This is a genomic window from Priestia sp. VA7 (genome assembly GCF_055710015.1).
In genome coordinates, this window is record NZ_JBVQPN010000001.1 from 539759 (window position 1) to 555852 (window position 16094).

Here is a 16094-nt window from a genome sequence, read left to right on the forward strand (position 1 = left end):
GTTCCTGTTTTGAAATTAAGGGAGGCACTTATGGAAAAACAAATTTCAATCGCGATTGACGGTCCTGCAGCTGCTGGGAAAAGTACAGTGGCAAAGATTATAGCAGAAACCTTATCATATATTTATGTTGATACAGGAGCGATGTATCGTGCTCTAACGTATCAAGCGCAGAAAAACCAGGTAGATTTGCAAAATGAAGAAGAGCTATTGCATTTACTTAACGAAACAGTCATCGATTTAAAGCCGTCTGAATCTGGACAGGTAGTCATCTTAAATGGGCAGAATGTTACAAGTGAAATTCGTTCCGCAGAAGTAACTAACTCTGTATCCCTCGTAGCGAAACATCGTGCAGTTCGTGAAGAGATGGTAGCGAGACAGCAGGGCCTTGCTAAAGATGGAGGCGTTGTAATGGACGGACGTGATATCGGTACACACGTGCTTCCTCACGCAGAAGTTAAAATCTTTTTATTAGCGTCTGTGGATGAAAGAGCACAGCGACGCCATGACGAAAACATAAAAAAAGGTTTTGAATCAAATTTAGAGCGTTTAAAAGAAGAAATTGCCCGCAGAGATAAGCTGGATTCTGAGCGCGAAGTAGCACCTCTTAAAAAAGCTGAAGACGCAATTGAAATCGATACAACTTCCTTATCGATTGAAGGAGTTGTAGAAAAAATACTTTCTATTACAAAAGAAAGGATTGGATGATTTTGAGCTTTTATATGTTTGCACGTGCCATTGTAAAAGGCATTTTAACACCAGTTTATCGTTATGAAGTAATCGGTGCAGAAAATATCCCTTCAGAAGGCGGAGTTTTACTTTGTTCAAATCATATTGACAACTTAGATCCGCCTACTGTAGGTGTGACATGTCCAAGGCCTATTTCGTTTATGGCAAAAGCAGAGCTGTTTAAAGCACCTTTTCTGAAGACGGTTCTGCCAAAGTTAGAAACATTCCCTGTAAAGCGCGGGATGGCAGATCGTGAAGCTTTGCGCCAAGGGTTAAAGATTTTAAAAGAAGGAAAAGTGCTTGGATTATTTCCCGAAGGAACAAGAAGTAAAGATGGGGAATTAGGCAAAGGGATGGCTGGAGTAGGCTTTTTTGCTTTGCGTTCAAAAGCAGCTGTTGTGCCTTGCGCTGTTATTGGTCCATACAAGCGTTTTGCAAGGTTAAAAGTAGTGTACGGACCGCCAATTCAGATGGATGAGCTTCGCGAACGAAAAGCATCAGCCGACGAAGTGACCGAAGTTATTATGAAAAGCATTGGTGAATTAATTGAAAAATATCAATAGTTTGTAACCTTATGACTTGACAAAAGATTCTATTTATTAGAAGTTAGTAACAAAGAGAGTTTTTTCTATACAGAGCTATATACAATAATGATGAGCTAAAAGAGTGAAGAACTCTTACAAGGGAATACATATTGTAGATGGATATTGGAGGAGGAAAAGACGATGACAGAAGATATGAATCAAGTAGAGGTAACGTCATTAGAAGTAGGAGAAACAGTAAAAGGTACTATTACAAAAGTAGAAGAAAAGCAAGTGTATGTAGATGTACCTAACAGCAAACTAGACGGTATTATTCCAATTAGTGAATTAGCGAGCTTACATATTGAAAAAGCAGGCGATGTAATCCAAGAAGGTGCCGAAGTCGAAGCGAAAGTAATTAAAGTGGAAGACGATTTGCTTGTGCTATCTAAACGAGCTGTAGATGCTGAAAAAGCATGGGATGGTTTAGAAGCAAAACTTTCTTCAGGTGAAGTGTTTGAAGCGGTAGTCAAAGAAATTGTCAAAGGCGGATTAGTAGTAGATATTGGTGTAAGAGGGTTCATTCCAGCTTCTCTTGTTGAAACTCATTTCGTTGATGATTTTGCAGAGTATCAAGATCAAACTCTTACGGTCAAAGTAGTGGAATTAGATAAAGAAAAAAATCGCGTGATCCTTTCGCATCGTGCAGTTGTAGAAGAAGAGCTTGTACAACAAAAAGAAAATGTTCTTGAGTCATTAAAAGAAGGTCAGGTTTTAGAAGGAACCGTTCAGCGCTTAACAGACTTTGGAGCGTTTGTAGATGTAGGCGGAGTAGATGGGTTAGTGCACATTTCTCAGCTTTCACATACGCGTGTAGAAAAACCTTCAGATGTAGTAGCTGAGGGAGATGCTGTGAAAGTCAAAGTATTGTCTGTTGACAAATCAACGGGGCGTGTTTCATTATCTATTAAAGATACGTTAGAAGGTCCATGGTCCAACATTTCTACGAAGCTTCGCCAAGGTGATGTAGTAGATGGAACCGTTAAAAGACTTGTATCTTTTGGAGCTTTTGTGGAAGTTCTACCTGGAGTAGAAGGACTTGTACACATTTCTCAAATTTCCCATAAGCATATCGGGACACCGCATGAAGTGCTTTCTGAAGGCGAAAAAGTGACGGTGAAAGTACTTGATGTGAATGAACAAGAACGACGCGTTTCGTTAAGCATTCGTGATCTTGAGGAAGAAGAACAAGAAGATTACGGTGACTATGAATTACAAGAAGAGTCAAAAGGTTTCCAATTAGGTGATATGATTGGGGATCAATTAAAAAAATTAAGATAAGTAATGGTGATGATTTGTGAGCAGAGCAAAACGTAAAATTGATCACATTCATCATGCGATTCAAACGGGACAGCATCGGCTACACGGGCTGGATGATATTTGCTTCGTTCATAATAGCTTGCCAAATACTGGCGTGCACGATGTTCATATTGATACAAAAATTGGCGAACTTTTGTTAAGTTCGCCAATTTTTATAAATGCTATGACGGGCGGAGGCGGACAAGAAACGGAACGGATTAACCGTTCGTTTGCTCAAATTGCTCATCATGGTCAATTAGCAATGGCCGTTGGATCGCAGATGGCTGCGATTAAAGATGAAAAGGAAGAACAATCATACAGAGTAGTGCGTCAAGAAAACCCTAACGGAATTATTTTTGCCAACCTAGGCAGTGAAGCTACAGTTGAACAAGCTAAAAAAGCAGTTGATATGCTTGAAGCAAATGGACTTCAAATTCATTTAAATGTTATACAAGAACTGGTCATGCCGGAGGGAGATCGTGATTTTACCGATGCATTACGTCGTATTGAACGCATTGTCCAAGAAGTAACCGTTCCTGTAATTGTCAAAGAAGTAGGTTTTGGGATGAGCGCTCAAGCAGTGCAAAAGCTTAAAGATGTTGGTGTTGAAATCGTTGATATTGGTGGGTACGGTGGTACCAATTTTTCGAAAATCGAAAATGAAAGACGAGCAAAACATTTTCACTTCTTTAATGATTGGGGAATTTCCACAGCAGCTTCTTTAGCAGAAGTATCTCAGCACGTAGAAGGTATGTCCATTATTGGTTCGGGAGGTATTCAAACCTCTATGGATATTGCTAAGTCTATTGCGTTAGGAGCTTCTGCAACGGGAATGGCAGGATATTTTTTATCCATTTTAATGAAGTCTGGTTTAGAAGCAGTTGTAGAAGAGATAGCCGAGCTGCATGAGGAGTTAACGTTCATCATGGCTGCGCTAGGAGCAACCTCTATTGCTAAGCTTCAGCAAATGCCTCTAGTTATTACAGGGGATACCCATAGTTGGCTGACTCAGCGAAATGTATCTATAGAAACATTTAATAACAGATCATAAAAAAGCATGCAGTTGACTGCGTGCTTTTTTATTTCTTTAAAAGATGAATGATCGCGTTTTCATTTAAAAAAACAAAAAATGTTGGCAGAAGAAGTGACAAAAAGCATGAAGTCCCAAACGTTAGCCCCTTATAATAAGTAAAATAAACAGAAAAATCAGAAAAAAGAGGTGGCGTGATGAAAAAGGGACATCCTATATTTACAATTTTTCTTTTCTTTTTAGGTTGGGTTTTCATGTATGCAGATCGTAATATTTTATCTCCGGTTATGGGAGATATCGGTGCGCAGTGGGATCTTAATAAAGCTGAACTTGGGCTAATGTCTACCGTATTTTTTGCAGCATATGCAGCTATGCAAATTCCAACGGGTTTTTTGGCAGATCAATTTGGTCGCGTTAAGATCTTAGTAGCTGGATACATCTTGTTTGGAGTTGCCACATTTTTTACAGGACTTACAACTACTTTCGGTATGTTCTTACTTATGCGGGCGCTGACAGGACTTGGAGAAGGAACGTATTATGGTTCACAATACGGAATTTCTTCGAGCATCACATCTGAACGATACCGAGGTTTAGTGTCGGCGCTCATTAATAGTGGAATGGCTTTTGGTATATCACTTGGTTTTATCGGTTCTACATACATTACATATACGTTAGAAAAAGACTGGCAGTTTACTTTTTACTTATTTGCTATTCCAACTATAGTAATAGCTATTTTAATAGCTTTCTTTGTAAAAGATAAGCAGAGGAATCAAGAAAAAAATTCGCTAAATAAAGAAACAAAGCAGTCGCTAAAAGTATTATTTACAAAAAATCATATTTTCGTATACATTTTAATCTTCTGCTCTCTTTACGGATTTTTTGGGATGCTGACTTGGCTTCCTTATTATTTGCAGCACTCGCGAGGCTTAGAAGGGTCTCAAACAGGCATCATAGCATCTTTAGTACCTTGGGCGTCTATTCCAGGAGCAATCTTCTTTGGGTATATATCTGATCGAATTGCAAATAAAAAAGCATTAATTGTGAGTTTGTCAGTAGCGGGCGCTTTGTGTCAATTTTTTATTCCCTATACAGAGAGTTATTCTTGGCTATTAATCGGCTTAATTGTGTACGGTTTGATAGGTAAATTAGCATTAGATCCGATTTTGATTTCGTATATGGCGGATATTACTCCATCGTCCATGTACTCTAAAGTGTACGGTTTTTTCAACTTCAGCGGCATGCTGTCATCGATCTTTGCACCTTACATTACCGGATATTTTGCAGATAAACTTGGAAGTATGGAATTCGGGTTTTATTTGTCAGGAGCACTATTGTTAGTGGGAGGAGTTCTCTTTTTGTTTACAGGAAAGAAAGAACGTTCCTATCCTGTTTCACATCCAGTTTTAAAATAAAAAAATGCGCTGACTTAGTCAGCGCATTTTTTTATTTATGCTCATTTAACTCGCGCGCTTCTTCAGGACTTTGCAAGCTAGTTGCTCCCGGATAGTGAAGTCCTTGATCACGGTCAGATTCAACTCGTTTTGATTCTTTTAATTTTTTCTCTTGACGATCTTTTCCCATTTTAGATTCCCTCCTTTTTTCTGATAGGTTGTCCAAAATAAGAGGTTCTATTCTAAAACTCCGATTAAGTTTTACCAAATTGATACATACTGATGACAGGTAGAGGAGGTGCCATATTCAGTGGACGGAATTTTCTTTTATTGGCTTTCGTGGATGGGATGGATTGTTGCGACTTTTCTTATGCCCAAAACACTTAGGCGTTGGAAGGTAGCAGCCATTATATTAATCAGTATACTCCTAAGTGGAATGAACATGCATATGGCTCAGTTTTCATGTAGCTATACCGCTTTGTTTTTAGTGGGGGTAGCGTGTGTTTATGCTTCAGGCTACAGCAGGTTTCAGCAGTTATATTATGTTATTGTATGCGGCATTATAATAATTGCCTATGCTGGTTTTTGTTTACTTGAGCTCTATGATCCTGTATGGATTTTTATTGACCGTAAGTGGATTTTGACTGGACTTATCTTATATATTTGCTTTATGGTGATTAAAGATGCTGAAAAAAGATTCGCAGCGCTCATTTTAGGTGTAGTTGGAGGAGATTTTTTATACGCAGTTGTCATTCGAGATATTGCATCTTATGAAGTAGGGTCTCTTCGGACACTCGACGTTTTAGCAACAGCAGTAGGAGCTATGTTTATTTGGGAGATGCTGGTTTATTTCTCTGCTTATTTAGATTTGTACGTGCTGAAGTCTCACAGGCAAAAGCAAAGTACTTACAAATAGAAGAAGAGATTTCGTAAAATTATATTGTTGTTACCGGTGATTTTTGATAAAATTGTTTGATTGAAAGAGTAATGCTTATTCAGCGGATAGGCAGTTAATCAGCTTGATGTAAAATAGAGCTGATAAAAAGCCTGCTTTATCGCTTATGATCGATTAGTAGAGGTCATGCCACGCTGCATGGCCTCAATTTTTGAAAAAAGAATGATCTTATTTATTTGTACATGTAGATAAATACCTTTAGTCGATTAAAGACTGGTTGCCGATACATAAAAAAGATCAAGGAAAGGGAAGAATCGTATGCCAAAACCAATTATTGCGATTGTTGGTCGTCCCAACGTAGGAAAATCAACAATTTTCAACCGAATTGTAGGAGAGCGAGTATCTATTGTAGAAGATATTCCGGGTGTAACTCGTGATCGTATCTATAGTTCAGGTGAGTGGCTGAATGTGGACTTTAACATTATTGATACCGGCGGTATTGATATTGGAGATGAGCCATTTTTAGAACAGATCAAACAGCAGGCAGAAATTGCAATTGATGAAGCGGACGTAATCATTTTTCTAGTAAATGGACGCGATGGAATTACTGCAGCTGATGAAGAAGTGGCGAAAATTTTATACAAATCCAAAAAGCCCGTTGTCCTAGCTGTTAATAAAGTAGATAATCCTGAAATGAGAGAATTAATCTATGATTTCTACGCACTAGGATATGGAGAACCGTTCCCAATCTCTGGAACGCATGGTTTAGGTTTAGGTGACCTGCTAGACGAGGCAGCTAAGCACTTTCCAAAAGAAAAAGACGAAGATTACGGAGAAGAAGTCATTAAATTTTCATTGATTGGTCGTCCTAACGTAGGGAAATCTTCATTAGTTAATGCTCTTCTAGGTGAAGACCGTGTTATTGTCAGTGATCTTGCCGGCACGACACGCGATGCCATTGATACAAAGTTTACAAAAGAAGATCAAGAATATGTTGTTATTGATACAGCTGGAATGAGAAAGCGTGGAAAAGTGTACGAGAGTACTGAAAAATACAGCGTACTGCGCGCATTAAAGGCAATTGAACGCTCAGATGTTGTCTTAGTTGTATTAAATGCTGAAGAGGGTATTATTGAACAAGATAAGAAAATTGCTGGCTATGCACAAGAAGCTGGAAAAGCTGTTGTCATCGTTGTAAACAAATGGGATACAGTAGAAAAAGATGAAAAAACAATGAAAAAATTTGAAGAGAATATACGTGAGCATTTTCAGTTCTTAACATATGCTCCAATTGTATTCCTTTCAGCTAAAACGAAAAAACGTACGCATACGCTATTGCCAATGATTGATCTTGCAAGCGAAAGCCATGCGGTACGTGTAGAAACAAGCATCTTAAATGATGTGATTATGGATGCAGTAGCAATGAACCCTACGCCTACTCACAACGGCAACCGCTTAAAAATCTATTACACAACTCAAGTAGCAATTAAGCCGCCAACTTTTGTTGTGTTTGTAAATGATCCTGAGCTAATGCATTTTTCATATAAACGTTTCTTAGAAAATAAGCTTCGTGAAGCTTTTGGATTTGAAGGAACTCCAATTAAAATTATTGCAAGACCAAGAAAATAACAGAGGATGTGATCGGCGTGGAAAGAATAGCTGTACTAGGAGCAGGAAGCTGGGGAACTGCATTAGCTTTCGTATTGGCGGAAAATGGACACGATGTTCGCATTTGGGGACATAGACAACAAGTCATTGATCAAATCAACGAGACGCATAAGAATGAAAAATATTTGCCTGGTGTAGAGCTTCCTCATCAGATTAAAGGTTTTACGTCATTAGAAAAGGCAATAGAAGGTGTTGAAACCCTTATTTTAGCTGTTCCAACGAAGGCCATTCGTGAAGTGTTGCAGCAGCTAAAATCCCTTACCGATGAACTATTTACAATTGTTCACGTAAGTAAAGGGATTGAACCGGATTCTCTTTTACGTATATCTCAAATGATTCAACAAGAAATTGATACAAAAGACATCGTTGTCTTATCAGGTCCGAGTCATGCTGAAGAAGTAAGTAGAAGGCAGCCGACAACTGTGACGTCAGCTTCAACAAACATACAAGCAGCAGAAAAAGTGCAGGATTTATTTAATAATCAGCAGTACTTCCGTGTTTATACAAATCCTGATGTGATTGGTGTGGAAATTGGGGGAGCGTTAAAAAATATTATTGCTCTTGCTGCTGGTATCACGGATGGACTTGGATATGGTGACAATGCGAAGGCCGCTCTTATGACTCGTGGCTTGGCTGAAATCGCTCGTTTAGGTACTGTGCTTGGTGCTAATCCTCTGACGTTCTCAGGTTTAACGGGGATTGGAGACTTGATTGTAACGTGTACAAGCGTTCATTCTCGAAATTGGCGCGCTGGTAATCTTCTTGGAAAAGGCAAAAATTTAGACGAAGTATTAGAAAATATGGGAATGGTTGTAGAAGGTGTACGCACCACGAAAGCAGCTTACCAGCTATCTCAAAAATATGACGTAAAAATGCCGATTGCTGATGCTTTATATAATGTACTGTTTAATGATGTGAAGGCAAAGGATGCAGTAGACGCGCTTATGTCTCGTACTAAAACACATGAAATGGAAGATTTAGCGAATGTTTTAGGAGAAAAATTAAATTAAGTGCAAAGAAATATGAAAAAATAGGCAATTGGTGATACCCAAAATCATTTACTTGCATAAAATAACGTGTAAATAAAGATGAGTAGAACTGTTAGTATGGGAATATTTAGTTATGATCGAAGCGAAGAGCCCCCTTCGCTTCGATTTTTTTTATGTGAAAAAGCAGGAATTTGTCAATTTAATAGGAAAGTAATTACTATAGACCATGAATCACTGGAAGGTAAATAAATAGTTAATTTAGAAAGTTCTATCAATATCCATCTTAACTATAAGTCCTTATGTTATAATAACGGTGAAAAAAGGAGTGGATGCAATTTGTCGCCAGGTTTGTTAAAGATGTGGATTTCATTGGGCTCCATTGTATTTATGTTTATTTCGGTATTTTCTATTTACTTTAGTCGTTATAAAATTACGAACCGCATTGGTAAAATTGTACTCGCTTTCATTGCCTATGCGCTTATGATTGTAGCAGGTCTTATTATGGTAATTGTTGTATTCAGCGGGCCGACAGATGCTTAATGTACATATGGTAGGGTGAGAAAAATGAAAAAAATCATGCTAACGTCTATTGTTGGGTTAACCATTTTTGTATTATCCGGTTGTTTGTACCCGACGGAAAGAATGTCTCAAAATCAAGTTCCTTATAAAGATCAAGTTGCTTCCGTGCAAACGGCGGTTGATCAATTTAAACAAGAAAGCGGAGGCTTATTGCCAATAAAAACGAAAGATATGGACACGCCGATTTATCAAAAATATCCGATTGACTTTACGAAAATTGTTCCTAGATACATGCAAGACGCACCTGGAAATTCGTATGAAAGCGGAGGGGTATTTGCGTACGTACTTGTGGATGCAGAAACAAAGCCCACGGTTAAATTATTAGACTTACGGATGGCCGATACGATTCAAGATGTTAACGTACATTTGAATATATACCGTCAAAATCATAAAGGGTACGTACCGTTTAAAGACGTCATCGCTCCCGGCGTATTCTCTATTAATTATAAAAAATTGAATATGAAAGAGCCTCCTGTCGTTACTAGCCCATATACAGGGAATAGTCTTTCTTTAATTGTTAATGGGCAGGGAGATGTATTTGTAGATTATCGTCCTGATTTGTATGATGCCATTCAAAAGCATAAAAGCTCCTACAAACCTGGTGAAGATATACGAAAGCTCCTTGTGGAAAACAGTGATTTTGTACCTGCTTACTCTCTTCCTTATACAGTTAACGATAAGAATGAACCAATATTTTTTAAAAAATAAGTCATGAACCCCTTCTCCTTGAATAATATTCAGAGAGAAGGGGTTTTCTCTTTCTTGTACACCAATAATGATAATCAGAATGACTAAGTCAGCATGTGCATGAAAAAAATCATAAATTTTTCTATCAAAAGTCATATTTTAATAGGACAACGTCATAACTATATAGTGTCCTAATTTACTCTCGCAATGGATGTCATATTCCATGAACTCATAGATCGGAGGGGATCTTTTGGAAAAGGTGGATGTATTTAAAGATATCGCTGAACGTACAGGAGGCGATATATATTTAGGTGTGGTGGGAGCAGTTCGAACAGGAAAATCTACATTTATTAAAAAATTTATGGAGCTGGTGGTCCTGCCTCACATCGAGAACGAGGCAGAAAGAGCTCGCACACAAGATGAACTACCACAAAGTGCAGCTGGAAAAACGATTATGACAACTGAGCCGAAATTCGTACCGAATCAAGCAGTTAATGTTTTGGTAGATGACGGGCTAGAAGTTAACATACGGTTAGTAGATTGTGTAGGATATACGGTGCCAGGGGCTAAAGGGTACGAAGATGAAAACGGACCTCGAATGATCAATACACCTTGGTATGAAGAACCCATTCCATTTCACGAAGCGGCTGAAATTGGAACGAGAAAGGTAATTCAAGAACACTCAACGATTGGTGTCGTCATTACAACAGATGGCTCAATTGGAGATATACCTCGTCAAGATTACGTGGAAGCAGAAGAGCGCGTCATTAATGAATTAAAAGAAGTAGGCAAACCATTTATCATGGTTATTAATACCGTACAGCCATATCATCCTGATACAGAAAAGCTTCGTGCAAAGCTTAATGAAAAATATGATATTCCAGTATTAGCGATGAGCGTGGAAAGCATGCGCGATACTGATGTGATGAACGTATTAAGAGAAGCACTCTACGAGTTCCCTGTATTAGAAGTCAACGTTAATCTACCAAGCTGGGTAATGGTTTTAAAAGATAAACATTGGCTGCGTGAAAGCTATCAAGAAGCCGTTAAAGAAACGGTAAAAGATATTAAGAGGCTGAGAGACGTTGAACGGGTAGTAGAGCAATTTAGCCAGTTTGAGTTTATCGATCAGGCTCGATTAGCCGGAATTGAGATGGGGCAGGGAATTGCTGAAATTGACTTATATGCTCCAGATGACTTATACGACCAGATTTTGAAAGAAATCGTGGGAGTAGAAATTCGCGGAAGAGATCATTTGCTGCAGTTAATGCAAGATTTTGTGCATGCAAAAACCGAGTATGATCAAGTCTCTGATGCCCTTCGTATGGTTAAACAAACGGGTTATGGTGTAGCTGCACCTTCGCTTTCGGATATGAGCCTTGATGAACCTGAAATTATTCGCCAAGGATCGCGTTTTGGAGTTCGTTTAAAAGCAGTGGCACCTTCTATACACATGATTAAAGTGGATGTAGAATCAGAATTTGCGCCGATTATCGGAACGGAGAAGCAAAGCGAAGAATTAGTTCGTTATTTGATGCAAGACTTTGAAGATGATCCGCTTTCAATTTGGAATTCAGATATATTTGGCCGCTCTCTAAGTTCAATTGTAAGAGAAGGAATTCAAGGAAAGCTGTCGCTGATGCCTGAAAATGCACGATATAAGTTAAAAGAAACGCTAGAACGGATTATTAACGAAGGATCCGGAGGTTTAATCGCGATTATTCTATAAGCATGTAACGTTAGGCTCCTCATAAAGGAGCCTCTTCTTTTTGGATAGATCATACAAAACTTTACATATATTGTGATAGATCGCATGGTTATCCTATTCCTGCGTTATTTTCTGCTTGCTATGCCTTGTTCAATATGTTAATCTTTTAACAGAAATCGATCGATCATACTGTTTTCACTACATACATACGGCAGATGAATGAAAAACATTGAATTATTTAGTTCAATCGTTTATGATTAGGCTTGTCGATACATAGGTTATGTATAATATCCATTTGTTTTGTTAAAGAATGAGATATAACGAATTACTAGATTCCTTTTCTAACAAGGTTTTTAGTTATTATATGATCCGATTTTGGGAGGAGGTGAATGGCATGAACAAGACAGAATTAATTAATGCTGTTGCAGAAGCAAGTGAGCTTTCAAAAAAGGATGCTACAAAAGCAGTTGATGCTGTTTTCGATACAATTTTAGAAGCTTTAAAAGCTGAGGACAAAGTTCAACTTATCGGTTTTGGTAACTTCGAAGTACGTGAACGTGCTGCTCGTAAAGGACGCAATCCACAAACTGGCGAAGAAATCGAAATTCCTGCTAGCAAAGTTCCTGCATTCAAACCAGGTAAAGCTCTTAAAGATGCTGTAAAATAATATCTACATAAAATGGCTTTATTCATAGCCGTTGATGAAGAGCTTTGAAAGGTCGCATATTTGCGACCTTTCTTTTTTGCCTTTGGTATATACATATGCTAGAATTTTTTTCATAAAGTCGTAATGCAACGAATTGGAGGGCAACAACATGTCATCTGTAAATAAACCACAGATCGAACAAGCCGTGAGACTAATTTTAGAAGCAATTGGCGAAGATCCAAACCGTGAAGGATTATTAGATACACCAAAGCGAGTAGCTAAAATGTATGAGGAAGTCTTTTCCGGGTTGAATGAAGATCCAAAAGAACATTTTAAAACAGTTTTTGGAGAAGATCATGAAGAGCTAGTGCTTGTAAAAGATATTCCTTTTTACTCTATGTGTGAACATCACTTAGTGCCTTTTTATGGAAAAGCTCATGTTGCGTATATTCCAAAAGGCGGACGAGTGACCGGTTTAAGTAAGCTGGCAAGAGCAGTAGAAGCTGTTGCGAAACGTCCTCAGCTTCAGGAGAGAATTACATCTACAGTGGCGGATTCTATTGTAGAAACATTAGAGCCGCACGGGGTAATGGTAGTAGTGGAAGCAGAGCACATGTGTATGACCATGCGAGGCATTAAAAAGCCTGGAGCTATGACAATCACTTCTGCTGTACGCGGAGTGTTAGAACACGATGCAAGTTCTAGAGCTGAAGTTTTATCACTGATTAAATCATAATGTGGATGATGAAGGAGAAGAGAATATGACACAAAAAGGAACGCCGGAGTATATTGTCATTAAAGCGGTCGAAGATGGAGTTAACGTAATTGGCTTAACGCGAGGAGCAGATACGCGATTTCATCATTCAGAAAAACTAGATAAAGGCGAAGTAATGATTGCGCAGTTTACTGAGCATACATCCGCAATTAAAATTCGTGGCAAAGCCGTCATTCAGACTGTTCACGGAGAAATTGAATCCGATACGAAAAAATAAGCAGGGATTTTCCTGCTTTTATTTATATTTAAAATAAATGAATAAGAACAGGAAAAACATGGTGAAACTAAAAGCAATATCTTAAATTACTGTCTAAGAAATCCAGATGGTATGTAGATGAACGGTGTTCAAGCGGATGAGCAGCTAAATGATTTAAACCGTGAAAAAGCTTCAAAAGAATTTAAAGGATATTTTATAATGTAATTATGTTATAATTGACACTATCGATTTGGAGTTAAAAGAACTTTAAACAAATAGTGATGGAAAGGGAGACAAGGATGATGAGCGTAAAAACCATCTATGATATTGTGGCCAACATGAAAGAACAGCTTCATGTTGAATTAAGTCATCCATATGTAAAAAAATATATTCATCATCCGCGTATTGATGAAAATAGATTACTGTACATGTGTTCGTTCTTAGATACTCTTTCAATGGAAGAAGAAAAAAAGAACAGCTCTGTGCTATCTGTGATGCTCGTTCAAACCGCACTTGATACCCACGATCTAGTCTCCACTCAAAATGTTAGCGGAAATGAAGGAAAGCTGCATGAGCGGCAGCTGGTAGTTTTGGCCGGAGATTATTACAGCGGCCTGTACTATTACTATTTAGCTCAAAGCAACCAGCTGAATTTAATGAAAGTTATAGCATCTGCTATTAAAGAAATTAATATCGCTAAGATACACATTTATAACAATCGCTCTACTAATCCACACGACGTTATGAATAGTTTTTTAGCAGCAGAATCATCGTTTGTAAGATGCTTATGTGACTATTTTGAACGTGAAGAGTGGAAAGAACTTTTAAAACATGCAGCGTATTTGAACGGGATATTAAAGCAATTAAAGTCATTGCAGCATAAAGAGTCTACTCTCTTGCTAAACTATTGCAAACAAATTGGTATGAATCAAGAACAAATAAAAGAATACCTTTATTCGTATACTCAACAGTCTGTAAACATTGTTAGAGGATACTTACGAAGTGAATTTGTGATGAATGAGTTTTTAAGAGAGCACTTAGATGAACTTACATCTAGCTTAGAAGTGCTGAAAAATGTCGTAGGAGAAGGATAGAGATATGCAGCAATCAAAAGAACAGCGTGTCCATGGCGTATTTGAAAAAATATACAAAAATTATGATCAAATGAATTCTGTTATTAGTTTTCAGCGTCATAAGGCATGGCGCAAAGATACGATGAAGCGAATGAATGTTCAAAAAGGAACAAAAGCTTTAGATGTTTGTTGCGGAACTGCGGATTGGACGCTAGCTATGGCTGAAGCAGTTGGAGAAACAGGAGAGGCAGTTGGCCTGGATTTTAGTCAAAATATGCTAAAGATTGGTGAAGAGAAAGTAAAAAACTCACCTTTTTCAAATATTACCTTACTACATGGCAATGCAATGGAACTTCCTTTTGAAGATAATTCATTTGACTATGTAACGATTGGATTCGGACTGCGCAACGTGCCCGATTACCTTCAAGTTTTAAAGGAAATGCAGCGCGTCGTGAAACCTGGCGGAAAAGTGGTTTGCCTTGAAACGTCTCAGCCCACGATGATCGGCTACCGACAAATGTACTTGCTTTACTTTAAGTATATTATGCCTGCGCTTGGAAAGATGGTCGCTAAAAGCTATGATGAATATTCATGGCTTCAAGAGTCAGCAAGGGACTTTCCAGGTCAAAAGCAATTGGCTGATATGTTCCGTGAAGCCGGTTTGACAGATGTTGAAGTGAAATCTTACACAGGTGGAGTAGCAGCGATGCATCTAGGGTACAAACGATAAAAGAGAAAAAGCTTGTCCTACAGGTGCAACAGCCTGTAGGATAAGGAGTAAAGAATGAATATATAATGCAAGGTGAGTCCAATGAAACTAAAAATGATGTACGCTTTTTTGAATACGGATATTACCCTTATTGAGAAAGAACTTGAACAAACTGTTCATACCGATGAAACACTTATCACAGATGCTTCTCTTCACCTTTTACAAGCAGGGGGGAAACGAATTCGCCCTGTATTTGTTTTGTTGGCAGCTAAATTTGGGCATTACAACATCGACCAAATCAAACACGTGGCAGTAGCGCTTGAGCTGATTCATATGGCGTCTCTTGTTCATGATGATGTTATTGATGACGCTGATAAGCGACGCGGAAAACCAACAATTAAGGCAAAATGGGACAATCGTATTGCTATGTATACAGGGGATTACATCTTTGCTCGTGCGCTTGAAGTTATGAGTGAGGTTAAAGATGTGGAAGCACATAAAATTTTATCTAATACGATGGTGGAATTAACGCTCGGTGAAATTGAACAGATTAAGGACAAATACAATCTAAACCAAAACTTACGCGTGTATCTGCGTAGAATTAAACGTAAAACGGCACTGCTAATTGCTGCAAGCTGTCAGTTAGGTGCAATTGCAGCGGGAGCTCCTGAAGATATACATAAACGTTTATTTTGGTTTGGATATTACGTGGGAATGTCATTTCAAATTACCGATGACATTTTAGATTTTATCTCATCAGAAGAACAGCTTGGGAAACCAGTTGGCAGCGACTTACTGCAAGGAAATATTACGCTGCCAGTTTTGTATGCCATTGAAAATGCTGAGTTTCGAGATAAAGTAGAACAGCTTTTCGAGAGGGAATATGAGCAAGAGCTGATCAATGAAATTATTTCTGATATTAAATCTTCTAACGCCATTGAACGTTCATTTGAGATGAGCGATCGTTATCTGCAAAAAGCGATGAGTATTTTAGAAGAACTGCCGCCAAACAAGGCGAAAAAAACGCTGCATCAAATTGCGAAGTACATTGGAAAACGGAAATTTTGATTTATTTACTTTCATAAGTTGTAAACTGCTCGAAACAATGTTAATATCTTCATGAGGTGTGATTGCGCTTTCAA

At 38.2% G+C, this 16094-nt stretch carries 18 protein-coding genes; 17 read left to right on the forward strand and 1 reads right to left on the reverse strand.

Features of this window, described 5'->3' with window-relative positions; genetic code table 11:
* Nucleotides 1-30: 30 nt before the first annotated feature.
* The 5 genes from cmk (at nucleotide 31) to AC0C45_RS02905 (ending at nucleotide 5048) form a co-directional block, all read left to right on the forward strand.
* Nucleotides 31-705: a (d)CMP kinase gene (cmk, locus tag AC0C45_RS02885; RefSeq protein ID WP_034649064.1), complete on the forward strand. Its 675-nt coding sequence runs from the start codon at nucleotides 31-33 to the stop codon at nucleotides 703-705.
* Nucleotides 702-1289 carry a lysophospholipid acyltransferase family protein gene (locus AC0C45_RS02890; protein ID WP_034649065.1) on the forward strand — a complete coding sequence of 196 codons (588 nt, stop codon included), beginning with the start codon at nucleotides 702-704 and terminating at the stop codon, nucleotides 1287-1289. The genes cmk and AC0C45_RS02890 overlap by 4 nt, the downstream gene beginning before the upstream one ends.
* Nucleotides 1290-1451: 162 nt before the next feature.
* A complete protein-coding gene (gene rpsA / locus AC0C45_RS02895) occupies nucleotides 1452-2588 on the forward strand; it encodes a 30S ribosomal protein S1 (RefSeq protein WP_013059027.1) in 1137 nt (378 codons plus the stop codon).
* A 16-nt stretch (nucleotides 2589-2604) separates the two neighbouring features.
* A complete protein-coding gene (gene fni, locus AC0C45_RS02900) occupies nucleotides 2605-3657 on the forward strand; it encodes a type 2 isopentenyl-diphosphate Delta-isomerase (protein ID WP_047930818.1) in 1053 nt (350 codons plus the stop codon).
* A 176-nt stretch (nucleotides 3658-3833) separates the two neighbouring features.
* A complete protein-coding gene (locus AC0C45_RS02905) occupies nucleotides 3834-5048 on the forward strand; it encodes an MFS transporter (RefSeq protein ID WP_336437174.1) in 1215 nt (404 codons plus the stop codon).
* Between the two features lie 31 nt (nucleotides 5049-5079).
* Here AC0C45_RS02905 and AC0C45_RS02910 read toward each other — a convergent pair whose 3' ends face one another.
* Nucleotides 5080-5217 (reverse strand): YpzI family protein, encoded by a 138-nt coding sequence (locus tag AC0C45_RS02910; RefSeq protein ID WP_013059024.1) that lies wholly within the window; start codon nucleotides 5215-5217, stop codon nucleotides 5080-5082.
* A 120-nt stretch (nucleotides 5218-5337) separates the two neighbouring features.
* Here AC0C45_RS02910 and AC0C45_RS02915 point away from each other — a divergent pair, with 120 nt between their 5' ends.
* The 12 genes from AC0C45_RS02915 to hepT all read left to right on the forward strand — a co-directional run bounded on the left by AC0C45_RS02915 (nucleotide 5338) and on the right by hepT (nucleotide 16020).
* Nucleotides 5338-5943, forward strand: a complete 606-nt coding sequence (locus tag AC0C45_RS02915; protein WP_047930816.1) for a YphA family membrane protein — start codon at nucleotides 5338-5340, stop codon at nucleotides 5941-5943.
* Nucleotides 5944-6240: 297 nt separating this feature from the next.
* A complete protein-coding gene (gene der, locus AC0C45_RS02920) occupies nucleotides 6241-7551 on the forward strand; it encodes a ribosome biogenesis GTPase Der (protein ID WP_013084895.1) in 1311 nt (436 codons plus the stop codon).
* 17 nt (nucleotides 7552-7568) lie between these two features.
* A complete protein-coding gene (locus tag AC0C45_RS02925) occupies nucleotides 7569-8600 on the forward strand; it encodes an NAD(P)H-dependent glycerol-3-phosphate dehydrogenase (RefSeq protein WP_013084894.1) in 1032 nt (343 codons plus the stop codon).
* A 315-nt stretch (nucleotides 8601-8915) separates the two neighbouring features.
* The gene (locus AC0C45_RS02930; RefSeq protein ID WP_047930815.1) at nucleotides 8916-9119 is read left to right on the forward strand and encodes a DUF2768 domain-containing protein; all 204 of its coding nucleotides are present in this window, start codon (nucleotides 8916-8918) and stop codon (nucleotides 9117-9119) included.
* Nucleotides 9120-9143: 24 nt separating this feature from the next.
* Entirely contained in the window at nucleotides 9144-9866 is a 723-nt protein-coding gene (locus AC0C45_RS02935) for a hypothetical protein (protein WP_047930814.1), read from the forward strand.
* A 229-nt stretch (nucleotides 9867-10095) separates the two neighbouring features.
* Nucleotides 10096-11574: a stage IV sporulation protein A gene (gene spoIVA, locus AC0C45_RS02940; protein WP_013059017.1), complete on the forward strand. Its 1479-nt coding sequence runs from the start codon at nucleotides 10096-10098 to the stop codon at nucleotides 11572-11574.
* Between the two features lie 373 nt (nucleotides 11575-11947).
* The gene (locus tag AC0C45_RS02945; RefSeq protein WP_013059016.1) at nucleotides 11948-12220 is read left to right on the forward strand and encodes an HU family DNA-binding protein; all 273 of its coding nucleotides are present in this window, start codon (nucleotides 11948-11950) and stop codon (nucleotides 12218-12220) included.
* 148 nt (nucleotides 12221-12368) lie between these two features.
* Complete coding sequence (gene folE / locus AC0C45_RS02950; protein ID WP_013059015.1) at nucleotides 12369-12935, forward strand: GTP cyclohydrolase I FolE; 567 nt, start codon at nucleotides 12369-12371, stop codon at nucleotides 12933-12935.
* A gap of 25 nt (nucleotides 12936-12960) precedes the next feature.
* Nucleotides 12961-13191, forward strand: a complete 231-nt coding sequence (mtrB, locus tag AC0C45_RS02955) for a trp RNA-binding attenuation protein MtrB (protein WP_013059014.1) — start codon at nucleotides 12961-12963, stop codon at nucleotides 13189-13191.
* Nucleotides 13192-13469: 278 nt separating this feature from the next.
* Nucleotides 13470-14264 carry a heptaprenyl diphosphate synthase component 1 gene (locus AC0C45_RS02960; protein WP_026106690.1) on the forward strand — a complete coding sequence of 265 codons (795 nt, stop codon included), beginning with the start codon at nucleotides 13470-13472 and terminating at the stop codon, nucleotides 14262-14264.
* A gap of 4 nt (nucleotides 14265-14268) precedes the next feature.
* The gene (locus AC0C45_RS02965; protein ID WP_013059012.1) at nucleotides 14269-14973 is read left to right on the forward strand and encodes a demethylmenaquinone methyltransferase; all 705 of its coding nucleotides are present in this window, start codon (nucleotides 14269-14271) and stop codon (nucleotides 14971-14973) included.
* A gap of 81 nt (nucleotides 14974-15054) precedes the next feature.
* Nucleotides 15055-16020, forward strand: a complete 966-nt coding sequence (hepT, locus tag AC0C45_RS02970; RefSeq protein WP_013084891.1) for a heptaprenyl diphosphate synthase component II — start codon at nucleotides 15055-15057, stop codon at nucleotides 16018-16020.
* The last annotated feature ends 74 nt before the right edge of the window (nucleotides 16021-16094 follow it).